Below are 18732 nucleotides of genomic sequence, written 5' to 3'. Positions count from 1 at the left end.
GTCCCCACGGTTGACCCCAGTTAAAGTAATGGCGCTGTTGTAATTGATTGTAAAGTTAATGGAGTCAACTCCAGTAGCACCATTGAGAGTTACAGGGACTGTGATTGTTTCCCCTGGGTTACTGGTTAAATTATCTGCAATAGCAATAGAGAATAAGGAGGTAATGGTTACTGGTACAGTTGAATTAGGTAGTCGCTGAATATTAAATACTGGGTTAACTACACTGAAGTTTGTATTTCCCGGTAAAGCGTCTTCAGAAACTTTAAAGGTAAAGATGGCAATGCTACCTGAACCACTTCCTGAAGGAAGTGGTTCGTTCTGATCGATACTTACAAGAATTCGGTCGTTTTGAGGATTTGATAAAAAATTGAGAAAATTACTTGTTAAATTACCTTTCTCAACGTTGATGAACTCAACTAAGTTGTTATCGTAAATGATTGTAAAATTGAATGCCAATGCTCCGGTAGCATCATCGATATTAACCGGTACTTGGATATTTTCCCCTACTTTAACTGTGAGATCAGTTGGAATAAAAATATTCGGCATATAGTTTCTCCTAAATACTCAGAACGGCTGATTAAAGATGAACTCAAAGAAGGCTTGATACGTTCCGCTATATTTTTGAAAAATGACCCCACCTGATAGGGATCGCGTCCCGTCAGCCATGGAGAATTTAAACCAAATAGAGGCGGTAAAACCGCCCCATTTGAATCTTTAAATACCCCGGGTATTAAACCAATGGTGGGAGTAGGCTAGACAGACCTACAGATGCCCGCCGCACAGAAGTTGCATCGCCGGAGTCTAATATTCCGTTGCCTGTAGCGTCTCCTATAATCAGAGGATCAGTCACAGGGAAAGCCCTAAATCCCGTATCAAGTCCCACATTGACGCGAGAAATTAAGGACGCATCTGCAGCAAAATAGCTTTCAGTTTTGGTGGTGTCTCCCAATAATGCTACCAGTTGTACGGCACTGTCTCCTATTAAGCCAGCACCGGGAAGTATTTGCAGTACACCTTTAGCACCGTAGGTCGCAGTATCTCGAACCTGAGCATTCAAGGTGATTAAGTCGGTACTAGCATTGAGGGCAGGCCCAGTCAAAGTAAATTGAGCTTGTCCTGGTGTACTATTCAGGTCACTACTAGTAGTCGTCCAGCCAGCAGCGGCTACATTTGCTCCGGTAATAGCCAGGAGGTCTGGGTCATATTGCAAGGTGAAGCTGATGTTTTCTAAGCCGCCGGGATTGCTGATGCGGATGGGTAGAGGATTGAATTGACCCCCCCCACGTATGTTTACCTCTTGATCTGGTCCACGGCTAAAGTCAGGTAAGGTGAGGACTGGTACTGTGGGGCTATCCACGGTAAACTGGCGCACAAAGTTACCACCAGATAAACCATCTTCATTACCATCGAGTAGGCGACCGCCGCTGCTGACGAAACCATCACTACGGCTCTCCAGGGTGAGGGTGTAATTACCGGGTGCTAGAATATCACCTGTTTTAACAAAGGTGAGGGTGTCAGCATTGCCTTCGTCCCAAATCAGGGAACCCTTGATGATAGTGCCGGTACCATCTCTGAGGGTGAGGTCTGGTGAATCAGTAACCGGGGCTAGTGGATTGGCTATATCTATTCCTCTGTAAAGGTTAAGGACACTGAGATTTAGGTCATCATTGAATGTTAAGACAAACCCACTGGCGTTCTGGTCAAAATTCGTGACTTTAAAGGTTTCACCTGCGATGACAGTATCCACCGGCACCACTGTTTCTGCACTGGGACTGAGATTACCTGCGGTATCTTGGGCGGATGCTGCTGCTACAGCAACTGTTAAATCACCTGCAAAGTCCGCCTGTGGAGTGACCACCAGAGTATATACGCTGGTACTGCTAGGGGTGAAGGCTCCCTTGATACCATTTGTAACTGTAATATCATCAATGGTAAAGTTGATGACTGCTTCACTGAAGGTAAAGGTGTAGGTGATGGGGTCGCCAGTGGCGATCGCCCCTGCTGCCAAACTGCTGGTAATGGCAACTGTGGGAGCTATCGTATCTACCGCAAAGGTAAAGGGAGCCGATGTACCTATATTACCGGCGGCGTCCGTTTGGGTAGCGGTGATGGTTTTATTTGTTCCCTGTCCAATGGCGGTGAGGTTGGCTGCACTCAAGCTGTAGGTGAAGTTGCCGTTTGCATCTGCTGTGGCTACACCCAATACCTGCTGTCCTAAGAGGATGATAACATTACCTGGTTGTGCAGTACCTACTACTGTGTTGTCCCCTGCTACACCGCTAACAACGCTATCTGCACTACCGATGCTGGTAATGGCAACTGCGATCGCTGATGTACGAATCAACAGTTCTTGAGACTGCTCCGCTCCGATATTACCAGCGGCGTCGGTTTGAAAAGCCACCAAGTTGCGGGTTTCTTGACCAGTTAGCTGACCGGGGGCGATATCCAAAGACCAGTTACCACCTTCCTCTACAACTGCTGTGCCGATATTTGTACCGCCAAGGGTCAGGGTAACTGTTGCTCCTTCCTCCCCTGTACCTGTGATGGTAAAGCCTGCTGCAGCCTCTGTGGCGTTGACGGCGTTATCCCCTGTTACCGGGTTAATAATCGGTGCTACTGGTGGGGTGAAGTCTAATGTCAACAATGCTGGTGCATCAGCTGATAGTGGATTACCTGCTATATCCTCAGATGTAGCCGTAACTCCAATAACTCCCTCGCCCAAACTACTCAAGTTAGAAATTACAGTCCAAGCATCATTAGCTACTGTAGCAGTGCTTATTACCTGGTTACCGTTGCTATCGGTAAAGACAACTGTAACTGTCTGACCTTCTGCCCCAATTGCACTACCAGATATGCTAGTTGCCGCAGATTCACCAGCATTGAGCAAGGTATCACCGGGCGTATTAATGCTAACTGCTGTTCCATCCACAATGACTGTAACACTGTCCGCGATCTGGCTGAGATTAGGAGTGGGGAAGTCTGCCAGATCGACAATCCTAAGAGTACCGTTCCCTGTAATGCTCTTACCACTGGTTTGGGCTGCGGTCAAGGTCAGTTCTTGACTAGGTTCTACCTCCAAGGCATTGATCGCAGAGATATCGAAGCTAGTTAAGTCTTCCACAGTCTTGACGATCGCCGTGACATTTAAATCATCACCCAGACCTGAGAGGTCGGTGGAGGTTGCCAAACCTGCGACTGTGACTGTACCTGTACCTGTGATGGTCTTACCACTGGTTTGGGTTCCACTCAAAGTTAGGCTTTGTCCGGCATTCACAGTGAACCTATCTACCGTACCCAGGTTATTGTTAGCACTAATATCTGTGGCTGCGGTCACCGTAGCCGTTACTGCTAAGGTATCAGCTAATCCTAAGAGGTTTGTGGTAGCTGTTAAACCTGTGACTGTGACGGCTCCTGTACCTGTGATGGTCTTACCACTGGATTGGGCGGCACTCAAGGTTAAGCTTTGGCTTCCCACCGCAAAGGTATCTACGCTAGCCAGATTAGTGTTAGCACTGATATTTGTGTCCGCGGTCACCGTAGCTGTTACTGCTAAGGTATCAGCTAATTCTGAGAGGTTTGTGGTAGCTGTTAAACCTGTGACTGTAACGGCTCCTGTACCTGTGATGGTCTTAGCGCTGGCTTGGGCGGCACTCAAGGTTAAGCTTTGGCTTCCTACCGCAAAGGTATCTACCGTACCCAGGTTAGTGTTAGCACTAATATTTGTGTCCGCGGTCACCGTGGCTGTGACATTTAATCCAGCACTCAGACCTGAGAGGTTTGTGGTAGCCGTTAAACCTGTGACTGTGACTGCTCCTATACCTGTAATGCTTCTACCACTGGCTTGGGCGGCACTCAAGGTGAGAGTTCCGGCATCGACCTGGAAGGGCACTGTACCCAGGTTATTGTTAGTACTGATATCTGTGGTTGCGGTCACCGTGGCTGTGACATTTAAACCAGTACTCACACGTGAGAGGTCAGTGGTAGCGTTTACACCTGTGACTGTGACTGCTCCTGTACCTGTGATGCTCTTACCAGTGGCTTGGGCGGCTCTCAAGGTGAGGGTTCCGGCATCGACCTGGAAGGTATCTACCGTACCCAGGTTATTGTTACCACTGATATCTGTGGTTGCGGTCACCGTGGCTGTGACATTTAATCCAGCACTCAGACCTGAGAGGTTTGTGGTAGCTGTTAAACCTGTGACTGTGACTGTGACTGCTCCTGCACCTGTGATGGTCTTACCACTGGCTTGGGCGGCACTCAAGGTCAAGCTTTGGTCAGCAAGTGTGACGGCGACATTACCAAGGTTGGTATCACCTGCTAAGGTCACGGACGGAGCGGATAAACTAGCAGTAGCAGTACCAGCACCGGTAATACCGCTGAGGTCAACCTCATCGCTGCCTAAACCAGTAATCGTCACTTGTCCAGCATTGGTAATTGAGCGATCGCTAGCCTGAGCCGCTGTTAAGGTCAAATTACCAGAGCCAGTGACATCGAAGGTGAGGGTCTGCACCAGGGTTGCTGCTGTCACATTCAGGGACGCGTCAACTGCCAATCTCACTTCAGAGACGTTGATATCACTTAAATCTGCTGTGAGGTTATCGCCGGGGTTAGTCAGGACTACAGTACCTTGCCCTGCGATCGCCGCCCCACTGGCTTGTGCTGTAGTTAAGGTGAGGGTTGCACCATTTGCCACCAGGAGAGTGTTGTTGGCGAAATTCAGTGATGTTGTATTAGGAATCCCCAGATTTTGGGAGAGAGTGATATTCGCACCCAGAGTAATGCTCGTCAGATCGCCTGCATTTTCACCAGTCACAGCCTCAATTAGCTGTTGAGCAGTAAAAACTGTAATATCTGTGAGGATGATATCTGGTCTATAGACTTCTAAATCACCCACCTTCAGTACTACAGGTCTATCTGTTGCTGTGGGCAGAATGAGCAACCCAGTTGGATTTTCTGCGGTTCGTATATCTGCTTGGGTTAAATCGACAAATTGAATAGTGGGGAAGTCCACTCCACCTGCTTCAAAGTTCTGTCCAATACCTGTGAGATCAATTGCACCACCCGGGTCTGACTCGGAGAAGGGATCATTAGGATCGGCGGCCTCTCCAATACCACCCCGGACTACATAGACGCCATCACCAGATAGTACAAACCCGGCTGCTAATAACTGACGGAAGGCAGCAAGAGTAAAGTTACCAACAGAGTTAATGATCACCCTTTCATAATTTCCAGGAGAGAAGTCTGCCGTTGTGTACCAAACCTCGCCACCACTAATTCTAATGGTGTCGTCAAAACCAAGACCTAGATCAAGGAAGCCATTTCTCAGAAGCAGTTTTTGGGAGGTAGGGTCATCAGACACGGGAAACTTGAAACTGACCTCATCTGGTCCCTCTGCAGTATTAACCTGAAGCCCAGATAAAGTTATGAACGGACCATATGTTTCGGAACCTGCTTGGAAAATTTCAGCCTCGTCAAAATCGACATTTGATAGGTCAATGGTCAGTAGGTCACGAGCGCTTGTGCCGTTAGCTATTAAGTCTCTGGACTGAGACAGAGTAAGGACATATTCTGAGGAATTTCTCAAGGTCAAACCATTAAAGCCCAAAGTAGCCTGGGTTAAATTGATAGTCCCTGATCTAATATTCGTAAAGAATGTGTCAGACTGAATCGACCCAGTTAACGCGAGAGTACCGTCGCCGTTGATGGTGGCGTTATTGACAGTATCTGCCGCCAGGGTCAAAGTCTGACCGTCACCGATGACAGCACTGGAAACCTTCCTAAAGTTATTTTCAATGGCGCTCAGTTTGCCGGTTCCCATGGCTTGTGTGCTCACCGACACAGAACTGTCAGCTGCTGCACTCAGCAAATTAGTAATGACCGTTGCATTTGCAGTATCACCAGTATTGGCATTAGTCAAGGTGAGATCGGTGAGAGTTGACACCTTAGCCACTTGGTTGGCAACCGCTGTGAGCTTGGCGCTATTCATACCAGAGGCATTTACAGCAACAGAATCAGATGCAACTGCGGCGCTGCCTAGCAAGGTGGTAATTAGAGATGCAGTGTCAGAGTTGCTCAGGGAGAGGTTAGTCAGGTTAGAAACCTTGCCGATGGCGTTAGCTAAGGACTGACGCTGCCCCTGGTTCATGCCCTCTGCATTCACTGATACGGAATTGACAGCTACAGCGTTACTGCGCAACAAAGTCCCGATGGTGCCGGCGGTGTCAGAATTGCTCAGGGCAAGGTTGGTGAGGCTGCTGACCTTATTAATGTTGGTGGCAATGGCAGATAAGATGTTACTGCCAATATCAGAAGCATTAATAGTAACCGTACCTGCTGCTACAGTTCTGCTTGAGAGCAATCCATTGATTGTCCCTAGGGTATTGCCATTATTAAGGCTGAGATTAGTGATCCCCCCATCCCGAATCTTGGCAAGATTTGCTACCAGAGATGCTAACTGGGCTTCAGTCATACCAGCGGCATCTACGGTGGCTGACTGGGCAGAAGCTGCCTGGAGACGTGCAGCAATGTTCTGGTCTGCTGCGGTAATCAGTACCAGGGTGTCTACGGTGAATGTTAGGTTGGCTGGATCACTAGTATTACCAGCGATATCTGTTTGGGTAGCGGTGATGGTTTCTGTTCCCTGACCAAAAGCGGTTATATCAGCAGTGAATATGGGAATTGACCATGTACCATCATCAGCTACAGTCACCGTGTTGCCAGCCTGCAGAACCCTGCCGCTATCCAAACTCAGGTTGACTATTGCACCAGGCTGACCAGTACCCGTGATGTTAAAGCCTGTTTGTGACTCATCAACGTTAACGATGTTGTCCCCGGCAATCTCGTTAATTCCCGGAGCACCAGGCGGTTGGGTAGCCAAAGTAATGGTGCTGGTGATTACTGAGCTAGTATTGCCTGCTCTGTCTGTTTGAGTACCAGTAATCTCAATGTCTCCCTGCCCCAGTCCGGTAATCTCTGCCTCGGTCACGGAAATTGACCAGATACCATCAGTAACCACAGCGGTTCTGCTAGCAGTACCAGTGGTGAGTGTGACTGTTGCCCCGTTCTCCCCTGTACCTGTGATGTTAAGCCCTGCTTGGGCCTCTGCAGCGTTAACGATGTTGTCCCCTGCGATCGCGTCAATAGTAATTGCTCCCGGAGCCACAGTATCAACTGTAAAAGGCAAGGTTGCTGGCTGACTGATATTTCCTGCCACATCTGTTTGGGTAGCAGTGATAATTTCTGCCCCTTCACCAAAGGCGGTAACATCTGCCGGTTGGACTGGAATTGACCAGTTGCCGTCAGCACCTACAATTGCGGTATTGCCACCTAATAGAACCCGGTTACTGTTAAAGATCAATGTCACTCTTGCCCCGGCTTCACCAGTACCCGTGATGTTAAAGCCTGCTGACTCAGCAGCGTTAACAATGTTGTCGGGGGTAATGTTACCGATGGTGGGCGCTGGGGGTGCTCCGGTATCCACAGTAATGGTGCGGGTCGCTTCTTGGCTACGATTCCCTACTGCATCTGTTTGAGTCGCAGTAATCACCTTTTGTCCCTCACCCAAGGCTGTTATCTCCGGTGGTGTCAAGGCAATTGACCAACTATTATTAGCTGGTACAAGAACTGTCTTGTTAGCAATATCACCACTACTGAAACTGAGTGTTAATGTCGCTCCAGCTTCCCCTGTGCCTCTGATGGTAAACCCTGCGGTTGCTTCGGTGGCGTTGACAATATCATTTCCCGCAATGGTATTAATTACCGGTTTGAAGGGAAGCTCCGTATCTACCGTAATGGAGCGAGAATAAGTGAGGCTGACATTGCCTGCTGGGTCTGTTTGCCTAGCGGTGATGGTTTCTGTCCCTTGGCCAAAGGCGGTTACATCTGCTGCAGTTACGGGTACTGACCAATTACCATCAGCTGGTACTACTAAGGTATTGCCACTGGCCAATGTGCGACCGCTGGAGAAGCTGAGTGTTAATGTCGCCCCGGCTTCACCAGTACCCCTGATGTTAAAGCCTGCGGTTGCTTCGGTGGCGTTGACAATATCATTGCCTGAAATTACGTTAATGAATGGAGTCAGGGGGCGAACTGTATCCACCGTGAATGCCTGAGTCACCGTTGGGCTGACATTGCCTGCTAGGTCTGTTTGGGTAGCGGTGATGGTTTTTGACCCTTCACCAAAGGCGGTTACATCTGCGGCGGTTACATTAACTGACCAAGTGCCATTACCATCTACTTGTACTGTTTTGTCAGCAATACCCCTGCTAAAGCTGAGTGTGACTTGTGCGCCAACTTCCCCTGTCCCGATAATTGCAAAACCACCTGCCTCTACGCTGTTGACTATATTATCTCCGGCAATGGGGTTAATTGTGGGAGCAGCCGGTATCAAAGTATCTACCCTTTGCACAACTGGCTGGGGTGCAAGGCTGGGATTACCTGCGGCGTCCTGGGCGGCTTCCCCTGCTACAGCCACTGTCAATTCCCCGTCAAAGTTAGCATTAGGGTTGACTGCTAAGGTGTAGACAGTACCGCTGACTTGGGTGAAGGTTCCCTTAGTACCGTTGGTGACTGTAATATCATCTGCGGTAAAGCCTGTTACCGCTTCACTGAAGGTGAAAGTGTAGGTGATAGGACTAGTGGCAATCTCAGGGGCATTGCTGGCGATACTGACTGTGGGTTCAACGGTATCGACTGTGAATTGTTTGGTAACTGATGCGCTGTCAATGCCATTCAGCCTCTGGGTGGCAGTAACAACTTCTGTTCCCTGGTCAAAAACATCTACATCATCAAAGGTTACATTAACTGACCATGTGCCATTAACACCTACAGTCACTGTGTTGCCACCTGCTAACACACGACCGCTGTCAAATACCAGGCTGACTATGGCTGCAGGTATACCAGTACCTGTGATGTTAAAGCCTGCATCTGCTTCGCTAAAGTTGACAATATCATTAGCGGCGATTGTGTTGATAGTAGGGGTTGCTACTATAGTATCCGTCGGATCATCTGTAACTGTAATGGTGACATCAGTAGTAGTAGAAAGATTGCCTGCATCCGTGGCGGTAATTCCTAGAGTGAAAGTATTGGGTGTCGATTCAAAGTCGTTGGCTGCAGATGCCACACCTGCTGCTGTGAGGGAAATTTCTCCGCTACTACTATTGATGCTGAAAAATCCATTGCCATTCCCACTGACAATGGCATAATCTCTAATACCAACGTTATCAGTATTGTTTAAGTTATCACTCGCCGCCACTGTGCCCACAACGAAACCCGGATCTTGGTTTTCTTGGTAGGTAAAGCTTTGACCAGCTGTGATGGTAGGAGCAATACCGTCAAAGACGTTAGATAAATTGTTGCTGAAGGTGTTGCCTGCAATGTTAACCCCTGTAATTGGTGCTGTATTTCGCAGCACAACACCTGCTTGCCAATCACTGATGGTATTACCAGTGATGTTCAAGTTACCTGCAAAGGTGCCGTATTTTCCAGGATTCTGGGTTTGATTAGCATTTACGAAAACCGGCTGTAAGTCAATAGCATAGTAACTAGTAGGTTGGGTAGCACCATCTCCTCCTGAGAATTGGTTGTTGCTGACATTTACAGCACCTGGTAGGCTACCAGTGAGTGACAACCCAGTTGCTAAGGGGAAATTGTTGGTAGTTGCTCCGGTATATGCCAGATTATTACCCTGAATAGTCACACCGTTAAAGGCACCACGAATATCTATTAAGTGGGGCAGATCTCTGCTCTGATCTGTATTATTTAACAGTGTCCCCAGGTCTTTGGTGATGGTATTATCTCTGATGACCAGGTTACTGCCGGAATGTCCGTTTTCTACACTAGCACTAGCGACGATCGCAGGGGTTGTTCCTGACCTATTCCCTGCAATTCCGCTACCATCGCGGTCAGCATTGACAAAGTTCTCAAAGGTGTTACCCTCAATGGTGATGTTGTCAAACTTAAAGTTGCTGGATTGTTCACCCCACAACTGAATACCACCGCTGTTACCCTGGCCGCTGTTACCTTTGATTAATACGCCGTCGTTGGTTCCTTTGATTTCAAACCAGTAACCTGAATAGTATAGATTACCGTCATTAACACCGTTGTTGAAGGTGTTGTTTTCTATTCTGACATCGGTAAGAGATGACAGGTAAAGGTGGGCAGCTTGGGGACGGTCAAAGATGTTGTTACTGATGTCTGAATTATTCAGCCCAGCTAAATACAAGGCACCACTTGTACCTTCACCACTCATGTCACCAATGTAGTTACCAGTGATATTCCATCCTGTGACTAACTGAGGACCGTTGTAGTTGTTAGCATCTCCGAACCGAGGAGCATTGGCTGCTGTATACCCGGTAACGGAGCTGTTGAGCAGTTGAAAGTTATCAGGGGTTCCTTCCCAGGCTAAAGGACCATTGGCATGATCGAGCCTGAAACCATTGATGGTGACGTTATTGGCTGCTATTGTCACCTTACCGTCAATCCTGGCGTCATTTGCCCGGGTACTTGCTGTTGCGGCGGTACCCTGATTTGGTCCAATGAGGGTGATCGCCTTATTAATGGTGAAAGATTCTGCGTAAGTCCCTGATGCTACTTGAATGGTATCCCCTGCATTAGCAGCGGCGATCGCATCGGCGATGGTTCTGTACGCGACACTTGTGCTTTGGTTAGTGACTGGAAGATTGGCGATCGTTACGGAAGGAATTGGATTGACTGTAATACTGGCATTTCCTGTTGTGACCACAAAATTAACTTTTGTGCCCACCTGAGGATCAAATGCACCACCAACCACTTGGAAAGGAACTCTGGCAAACACATTGCTTACCGCACTTGCGTTTAGATTATTGATGGTGATGAAAATCCCATCTGTGGTGCTGGGATCATTATCTCCATCCAGACTATCTTGATTGCCAACATTGAAAGAAGAGTCGTTGATACCGGTACTAGGAAACGGAATCTGAATATTATTGGGGTTTATGGTAATTTGACTACTGTTGTAATACAGCGTTAGACCCACACTGGATACTCGTGGATCTGTAAAATTTTCCAGACGGTAGTTGAGGATAAACTCACTGGAATTATCGTCAATATCAACACTAACGGGAGTAATAATTAAATTTGCCATTGTGGAAATATCCTATCTAAGATTGGTGATCACGGATTAATAATCGTAAATTTATCGGGAAAATGTCCCATCCAGTCAATTGACCATTACGATTAACAGTCAACAGCTAGATTCTCTACTTGATGTTGTTCATTGCACACTGAACTCCTGATCAATACTTTGGGCTGTGTACTGACTAGACAACGGTTGAATAAGTGATGTCATCCAGATTACTCCTCAAAACTAAACAGTAGATACTGATCAAGCTCCCAAACCAAATACAACAACAATCAGGATTACACTGACCATATACTTGAGGATTAAACAACTATTATTTTGCCATAGATTATACCTGAAAAAAATCTAATTTTATTTTTCTTCAATCAAAGACTGTTGATTGCAGCCCGCATTTGGCGTAAACCGCTACCAATAGCTAAAAAATCTTCGTTTTGAGACAGGGCGATTACCGTCACCTCATCGCTAGAGTCGAGAATTGCGTTGTATATGAATATTGCTGTATTCAGTGTCTGGCGATCAACATTGGATATGGGCACACCCTGGAATTTGTTATCCTCCCTGCTCATGATTAACCCCTGGGAAAAATTCACCTGTTTACCCGGACTTGCAACTACTGCTGTCAACTTATCTAAAGACTTTTGATTTGATAAGGATACAAACAGTGCTGGTAAGGTGTTCATTAGCGCTGCTACCTGAGTATATTCAGCCCCAGTCAGAGCAATACTGGTACCGATCTGAACTTGAGATGGGTTGAACTCAGCCGCGGTAGCTACTGCTAAAAATGCTGAAGCATTGGTAACTTGACCAGATGTACCTTTGAGCATAAATTGCGACGGAGTATCGCCAAGCGATGCCAATGTCGCCATTGTGCTAACTTGATCATTAACTGTAGCCGTTGCTGCCGGAATTGACAAGGTTCTGGTTGTCCCTGTCACTCTAACACCAGTTCCAACTGCAAGTTGAGCGACTGTGGTTTGACCTACCTGAATGGGAGTCATACTATTGTTAGTATTTACCGCTGCTGGTGTAGGGGTAACGTTCGGAATCACCGCTGCTGGTGTATTTGTGGGTATGGGAGCTACCGCTGCTGGTGTAGGGGTAACATTCGGACTTACCGCTGCTGGTGTATTTGTGGGTATGGGAGCTACCACCGCTGGTGTAGGGGTAACGTTCGGAATCACCGCTGCTGGTGTATTTGTGGGTATGGGAGCTACCGTCACTGGTGTAGGGGTAACATTCGGAATCACCGCTGCTGGTGTATTTGCGGGTATGGGAGCTACCGTCACTGGGGCTGTAGGTCTCCCTGGTATAGTTACACCACTGAAGGAACCGACGGGAACTGGCCCTGCTAGAACTACATCCCCACACATAAAGGTCAAACAAAAACTCCACATGGAAGTAGCAGCAAACAAATTAAATCGTTTCATAACACCTCACACAAGTTAAGTTGTATCTGTAAATAGAACCTGACGTAATCCGCTAGGGTTCATATAAATAATATTGCTATTAGTCCTGTGTTAATCCGATACTTTTTTGCTAACTAATACACAAGTTGAGATTCTTTCTTAACCAAGGATTATCAACCAATGCACTAAGACAAATTTAAATTCCTCGCCCACGATTTAAATCTCTGTTAATGAAAAAATCATATCCTGATACCAATACAATATATGGTTCATTTATTTACTAAGTACTATACCAGTTATTATTAAGTTAAACAATCAAGTATAAGATAATTTCATATTATCTTCACATTTAAGCATCATTGTATTATTTGACATAAAATACTAGTATTAATTGTAACACCTGAAAGTACCCATGGCTTGACCAGTAGTAAGTCCTGGTGGCTCAGGTTATGTTTTATTCAGGAAAAAAGTATCTAAAACTACAGAATTTTAGGCTGAGTAAATAGAAAATCAGTCAAATTTATGGCTGAGTTGATGGAGGTTGATCGCACAACCTACCGTCATTATGCCTAATGTTGTGGGAAAAGAGGTACTAAATTTGTACTATTATCCATGCTTTATGGTGTTAATTTCACCTCTGAGTTGCCAGTTGAGGCGATGGTGGGTATCCAAACATGATATTGGAGGATTAAAAATTATGGGAATGAGGGTAGATTTTTTGGGTAAGAATATGCTATTTCCTAGTACAATTATCAAAAATGTTTACAAGTGTACCAATATTTTCCTAAACTCCTAGTTAGGTTATTTGCAAGTGATGCTTGATCAACCAATGTTTAGTTTGGGCGTTAATGTGTAGCGCCTAAACAGTTTGTTGTCTTCAATGTATAGGGTGTCATTTAAACTCATGTACCAACAAAAATCGACCATTAAAAGTAGGCGATCATCTCGGAAATATTACGCTCAAAAAAGACCATTCACCAGCAAATTCCAGAGATTGAAGTTAGCTATTAAGGGGTTGGCTCCCAGTTGGCAAGCCTGTTTACCCTTAGCTTGCTTGATTGTTTTGGGCTGGTGTTATGTAGCAGTTGCTCAAACTCCAGAGCCAGGGACAACAGAACTAGGAGAACTTAAAGTTGCTCTAGATACTCTTTGGGTGGCGATCGCCGCCTTTTTGGTATTTTTTATGAATGCTGGTTTCGGGATGTTAGAAACTGGTTTCTGTCGTCAGAAAAATGCCGTTAACGTTCTAGCTAAGAACTTAATTGTATTTGCTCTAGCGAGTATTGCCTTTTGGGCAATTGGCTTTGGTATTATGTTTGGGGACGGTAATAACTTCTTAGGAACCTCCGGGTTTTTCCTCACAGGAGCAGATAACAGTCCTTTAACAAGCGACGCTTATAAAGGTGTGTTCAGTTCTCTGAGCTGGGCGGGTGTACCTTTAGCAGCGAAGTTTTTATTTCAACTAGCCTTTGCGGGAACTGCGGCGACAATTGTTTCCGGTGCAGTAGCAGAGAGAATTAAATTTCTTGACTTCTTAATCTTCAGCCTTCTACTGGTAGGTATTGCTTACCCCCTTACCGGACACTGGGTATGGGGTGGTGGCTGGCTCAGTCAATTTGGCTTCTGGGACTTTGCAGGTTCTACCGTCGTCCACTCGGTGGGTGGTTGGGCGGCTTTAATGGGAGCTGCATTTCTCGGACCACGGATTGGTAAATATCAGGGTCGCGAAGTTTTGGCTTTACCAGGTCACAACATGAGCATTGCTACCTTGGGTTGTTTAATTCTCTGGTTGGGTTGGTTTGGTTTTAACCCCGGTTCCACCATGGCCGCTGATGGTAATGCGATCGCCCACATAGCTGTAACAACTAACATGGCTGCGGCTGCAGGTGCAATTGGTGCTACAGGTACAGCTTGGATTTACTTAGGTAAGCCCGACTTATCAATGATCATCAATGGTGTTTTGGCTGGATTGGTAGCAATTACAGCTTCTTGCGCCTACGTTGGTGTTCCCGCCGCGTTACTCATTGGTTTCATTGGGGGGGTAATCGTAGTTTTCTCGGTGACACTATTCGATAAAATCCGTATTGATGACCCTGTGGGTGCTACCTCGGTTCACCTTGTTTGTGGTATCTGGGGAACCCTAGCAGTAGGTCTGTGGTCTGTAGGTCCTGGTATTTATTCCTGGTATGGTGAAGGTGCTGGCCCAGCAGCGGGTTTATTTGCTGGCGGTGGTTTAGGACAGTTCTGGATTCAACTGGTTGGTGTTGTGACTGTGGGTGGGATGACAGTTCTTCTGAGTAGCATCTTTTGGCTGATACTCAAAGCTACTCTAGGTATCCGGGTAACTCGTGAGGAAGAGTTAGAAGGTTTAGACATTGCTGAACACGGTATGGAAGCCTATACTGGATTCCTCAGAGAAACTACCCCTACGGGGTTTCCTGAAGGACACGGGTCACCTGAAATGTCAGGGGATAAATATTAAGATTGTGACTCATGACCCGTCTGAGAAGTGGCGGGTTTTTTTCTGCCCAATTTTGCACCTGTTGCCTCTGGGGATTTAAAATCACTATGGAAGGTCTGCCTAGAAAATCAATTATATTCTAGGGTTAGACATAATAAATAGTAATTTAAGTTGCAAATCCAATGGATACAAAAGCTTTTAAACGAGCGCTCCAACATTCGGAAAATTATAATCGTAAGGGATTTGGTCACCAAGCCGAAGTCACTACCCAGCTACAATCTGAGTATCAAAGTGGTTTGATTCAGGAAATTCGCGATCGCAACTACATTTTGACACAAGGCGATGTGACTATCCGCCTCGCCCAAGCCTTTGGTTTTTGTTGGGGTGTAGAACGCGCTGTGGCCATGGCTTATGAAACCCGTCAACATTTCCCCACTGAACCCATCTGGATCACTAATGAGATCATTCATAATCCCTCTGTGAATCAGCGCATGCAGGAAATGGGTATCAAATTTATTCCTGTAGAAGCTGGTCAAAAGGATTTTTCTGTGGTGGAAACTGGTGATGTGGTGATTCTACCAGCATTTGGAGCCAGCGTTCAAGAAATGCAAATTCTCCATGACCAAGGTTGTAAAATCGTTGATACAACTTGTCCTTGGGTGTCGAAAGTTTGGAATACAGTTGAAAAGCACAAAAAAGTTAATTACACATCCATTATTCACGGTAAATATAAGCACGAGGAAACAGTTGCTACTAGTTCTTTTGCGGGCAAATATCTGATTGTGCTCAATTTACAAGAAGCCCAGTATGTTGCAGATTACATTCTCAATGGTGGCGATCGCCAGGAATTTTTGCAAAAGTTTGCTAAAGCTTGTTCAGCAGGATTTGACCCTGACAGGGACTTAGAAAGAGTAGGTATTGCTAACCAAACCACCATGCTCAAAGATGAGACTGAGCAAATTGGTAAGCTGTTTGAGCGGACTATGATGCATAAGTATGGAACTATTGAGTTAAATCAGCATTTCCAAAGCTTTAATACTATCTGTGATGCTACCCAAGAACGTCAAGATGCTATGTTAGAATTAGTACAACATAACTTAGATTTGATGCTAGTAATTGGTGGGTTTAATTCATCGAATACAGCCCAATTACAACAAATTGCCTCTGAAAAAGGTATTCCTTCGTACCACATTGATTGTGTGGAACGAATACAGTCAGCAGATGCTATTGAACATCGACGGTTAAACGGGGAATTAGCGATCGACCAAAGCTGGTTACCTGATGGTGAAATCGTTGTAGGAGTGACTTCTGGTGCTTCTACACCCGATAAAGTAGTAGAAGATGTGATTTCGCGGATTTTTACATTAAAAGCAATGGTATCAGCAGTTTAAATAACTTCTACATAGCAGATACCCGACTGATCAAAGAAGTCGGGATCTATTCCCTTGAACTACTCATAACTTAGGTAAAATTTCGGGTAATAAAGGTCCTGGAACCTTAGATAAACCGAGATTTTGCCCCTCTATCCCCAATTTATTGTGGAAAGCACGAATTGTTTTCACAATATAATTCAAGGTTGTCTGACGAGCCTCTGGTTGGTGAGCAAATCCATTTATAGCGTGCAAATGATGAGTTAATGCTGACTCTAAGTGTTGTGAAATTGTGGATTGAGTACCAGTAAAATAATTATCCATAACCAGCTGATAATGAGCTAACCCCAAATTATTGTGAGCAGCAAACAAATCAAAACCTAAATTATTACCCCTAAGTGAGACAGCCAAAGCAATAGCTTCATCATAAGCTGCAATAGACAATTGTAATAAATTTTGTCGTGACTGTTTAGTTGTTTGAGCTAAGTTGGCTAAATGCCAGTAAGCAGTGGCTAGATTATTTTGCGTCGCAGCACAAGCGCTAGGAGCCTTAGCTGGAGTCCGGTATTTTAAAGCTTCGTGGTAGACATTAATAGCTAATTGCAGATTTTCTGCTGATTCTTCGTATTGTGCTAAATTCCAGTAGGCAGTACCGATATTATTGCGGATCATACCATACTTCAATGGTTCCTGCTCCGGGCTGTACTGAGCTAAAGCCTGAGTGTATAAACCGATCGCTTTTTTAAAATTGACTACTGGTTGATTGTGTTGCGCTAAATGCCAATAAGCCGTACCTAAGTTATTTTGGCAAGCAGCATACTTTAACGATTCCATCGTGGGTGCACCATAACGCAGTGCTTCGCTGTAAGCTAATACTGCCTGTTGCCAATTCTCTGATGGGTTGGTAAGACGAGCTAAATCACTGTAGGCAGTACCGAGATTATTTTGTAGGCGTGTATGGGTTTCTGGTTTTTCTTGGGGGGATGTCAGCTTTAAAGCCAAATGATAAAATTCAATTGCCTGCTCTATATACGCTTTGTTATCACCTGATGGATGGGGGGTTCGGTATAGCATCCAATAGAGTGTACCCAGGTCATTTAAAATCTCTGGTGTTTGAGGTGATGTTTCATCATGGGCGATCGCCTCCTGATAGGCAAGAATTGCCACCATCAAATTTTCTGAACTTGATTTTCCCTGTTCAATGCGTAAGCGATATAAGTTTCCTAAATGATGATACAGTCGTGCCAATACCTCAACAGAGGATTGTTGTGAGTGTAGTTCTTCAATTTCTAAAAGGATTTCTTGCAGTTGTTGGTGATCCTCTCCATTTTCACCAGGACTGGTGTTGATTGTTGTTATAATCAGTTGAATTAACTGCTTATTAATATGGGAGAATGAAAATTCCATCAGCTGGTTGCCTTGACTGGATTGATCACCAGATTTTTGTTGTTGCTTTCCAGCCTTGAATGATTTCGGTTTTTCCTTTTTACCTGGGTGATTCGTTGGTGATTCCACAGGTAAATCTAAATCATCCTCAAAATTTAATTCCTGGGCGGATGTACCGTAGGTTTCGGCTTCCATTACTGATTCATCCAGAACAGATTGGTTAATATCTTCTAAATCCCAATTTCTAGCACTGGAGGAACTTTCCGGAACAGCTTGACTTTGTGTACTTGGTGTTGGCTCTCCTGCAAACACAAACACACCAGTACGCCAACGCCAAAACTGTGGTGCTGATTCCTGAATAGCAGATAACCAAGGACGCGTTACCCACAGCAACAGACTCGTTTCTAAAAATAGACCAGGCTGTGGACTAGAATAATTCTCATCAGTTAAGCGCAGATAGTGTAAAAATAAGCGCTGTATCGCCACTGGTTGCTTGGTTAATTGTTCCACACCTACAATCTGAAACATAGGTATTGGTAGGGGTTTACCTGGTGTATCTTTTGATGTACTTACAATCGGTGGTGGGTAATTAGATAACCATTGATTAACATGATCTATAGGATTAGGATCATTGAGATTCAATCTTAAGGTGACTAATCGCGGATAAGCTGAAGTACTACTTTCATAACCATCTACAGGCTTATATAGGACCTGCCCAACTGGATAAGCTAAAGTAGAATGCAACCGTGCTGCTACTTGATTTCGTAGGTTAAGATTATCACTAACTGCTAAAAAAACTTGTCGTCTTAAACCAAGACTCAGGGCAATTTTTAGACGATTATAGACTTTTCGATTCCAAGTAAAATGATCGGAGTGTGTAATGTCATTCACGCTCATGGCGGCTAAAGAGCCAGAATATCGTAAACATAGATTTGACAGGATGTATAGCAGCAGATAGACAAAAACAAATTATGGCCTTTAATCTGCTCA

General features: G+C 45.4%; 6 protein-coding genes. 2 read left to right on the top strand and 4 right to left on the bottom strand.

Features of this window, described 5'->3' with window-relative positions; genetic code table 11:
- The 3 genes from NWP21_RS02125 to NWP21_RS02115 all read right to left on the bottom strand — a co-directional run.
- Positions 1-546: cohesin domain-containing protein (locus NWP21_RS02125; protein WP_280791434.1), on the bottom strand; the 546-nt coding region annotated here is incomplete at its 3' end.
- 184 nt (positions 547-730) lie between these two features.
- A complete protein-coding gene (locus NWP21_RS02120; protein ID WP_280791433.1) occupies positions 731-11122 on the bottom strand; it encodes an Ig-like domain-containing protein in 10392 nt (3463 codons plus the stop codon).
- Between the two features lie 362 nt (positions 11123-11484).
- Positions 11485-12546 (bottom strand): hypothetical protein, encoded by a 1062-nt coding sequence (locus tag NWP21_RS02115; protein ID WP_280791432.1) that lies wholly within the window; start codon positions 12544-12546, stop codon positions 11485-11487.
- 883 nt (positions 12547-13429) lie between these two features.
- Here NWP21_RS02115 and NWP21_RS02110 point away from each other — a divergent pair.
- The gene (locus tag NWP21_RS02110; protein ID WP_280791430.1) at positions 13430-15007 is read left to right on the top strand and encodes an ammonium transporter; all 1578 of its coding nucleotides are present in this window, start codon (positions 13430-13432) and stop codon (positions 15005-15007) included.
- A 161-nt stretch (positions 15008-15168) separates the two neighbouring features.
- On the top strand, positions 15169-16377 hold the full coding sequence (locus NWP21_RS02105; protein WP_280791429.1) for a 4-hydroxy-3-methylbut-2-enyl diphosphate reductase: 1209 nt from the start codon (positions 15169-15171) through the stop codon (positions 16375-16377).
- Positions 16378-16440: 63 nt separating this feature from the next.
- Here NWP21_RS02105 and NWP21_RS02100 read toward each other — a convergent pair whose 3' ends face one another.
- On the bottom strand, positions 16441-18639 hold the full coding sequence (locus NWP21_RS02100; RefSeq protein ID WP_280791428.1) for a tetratricopeptide repeat protein: 2199 nt from the start codon (positions 18637-18639) through the stop codon (positions 16441-16443).
- Positions 18640-18732 lie beyond the last annotated feature (93 nt).

It is taken from the genome of Anabaenopsis sp. FSS-46, assembly GCF_029891665.1.
Classification (GTDB): domain Bacteria; phylum Cyanobacteriota; class Cyanobacteriia; order Cyanobacteriales; family Nostocaceae; genus Anabaenopsis; species Anabaenopsis arnoldii.
The sequence above is the reverse complement of the archived record's forward strand: the minus strand, read 5'-3'. Positions and strand labels throughout refer to the sequence as shown.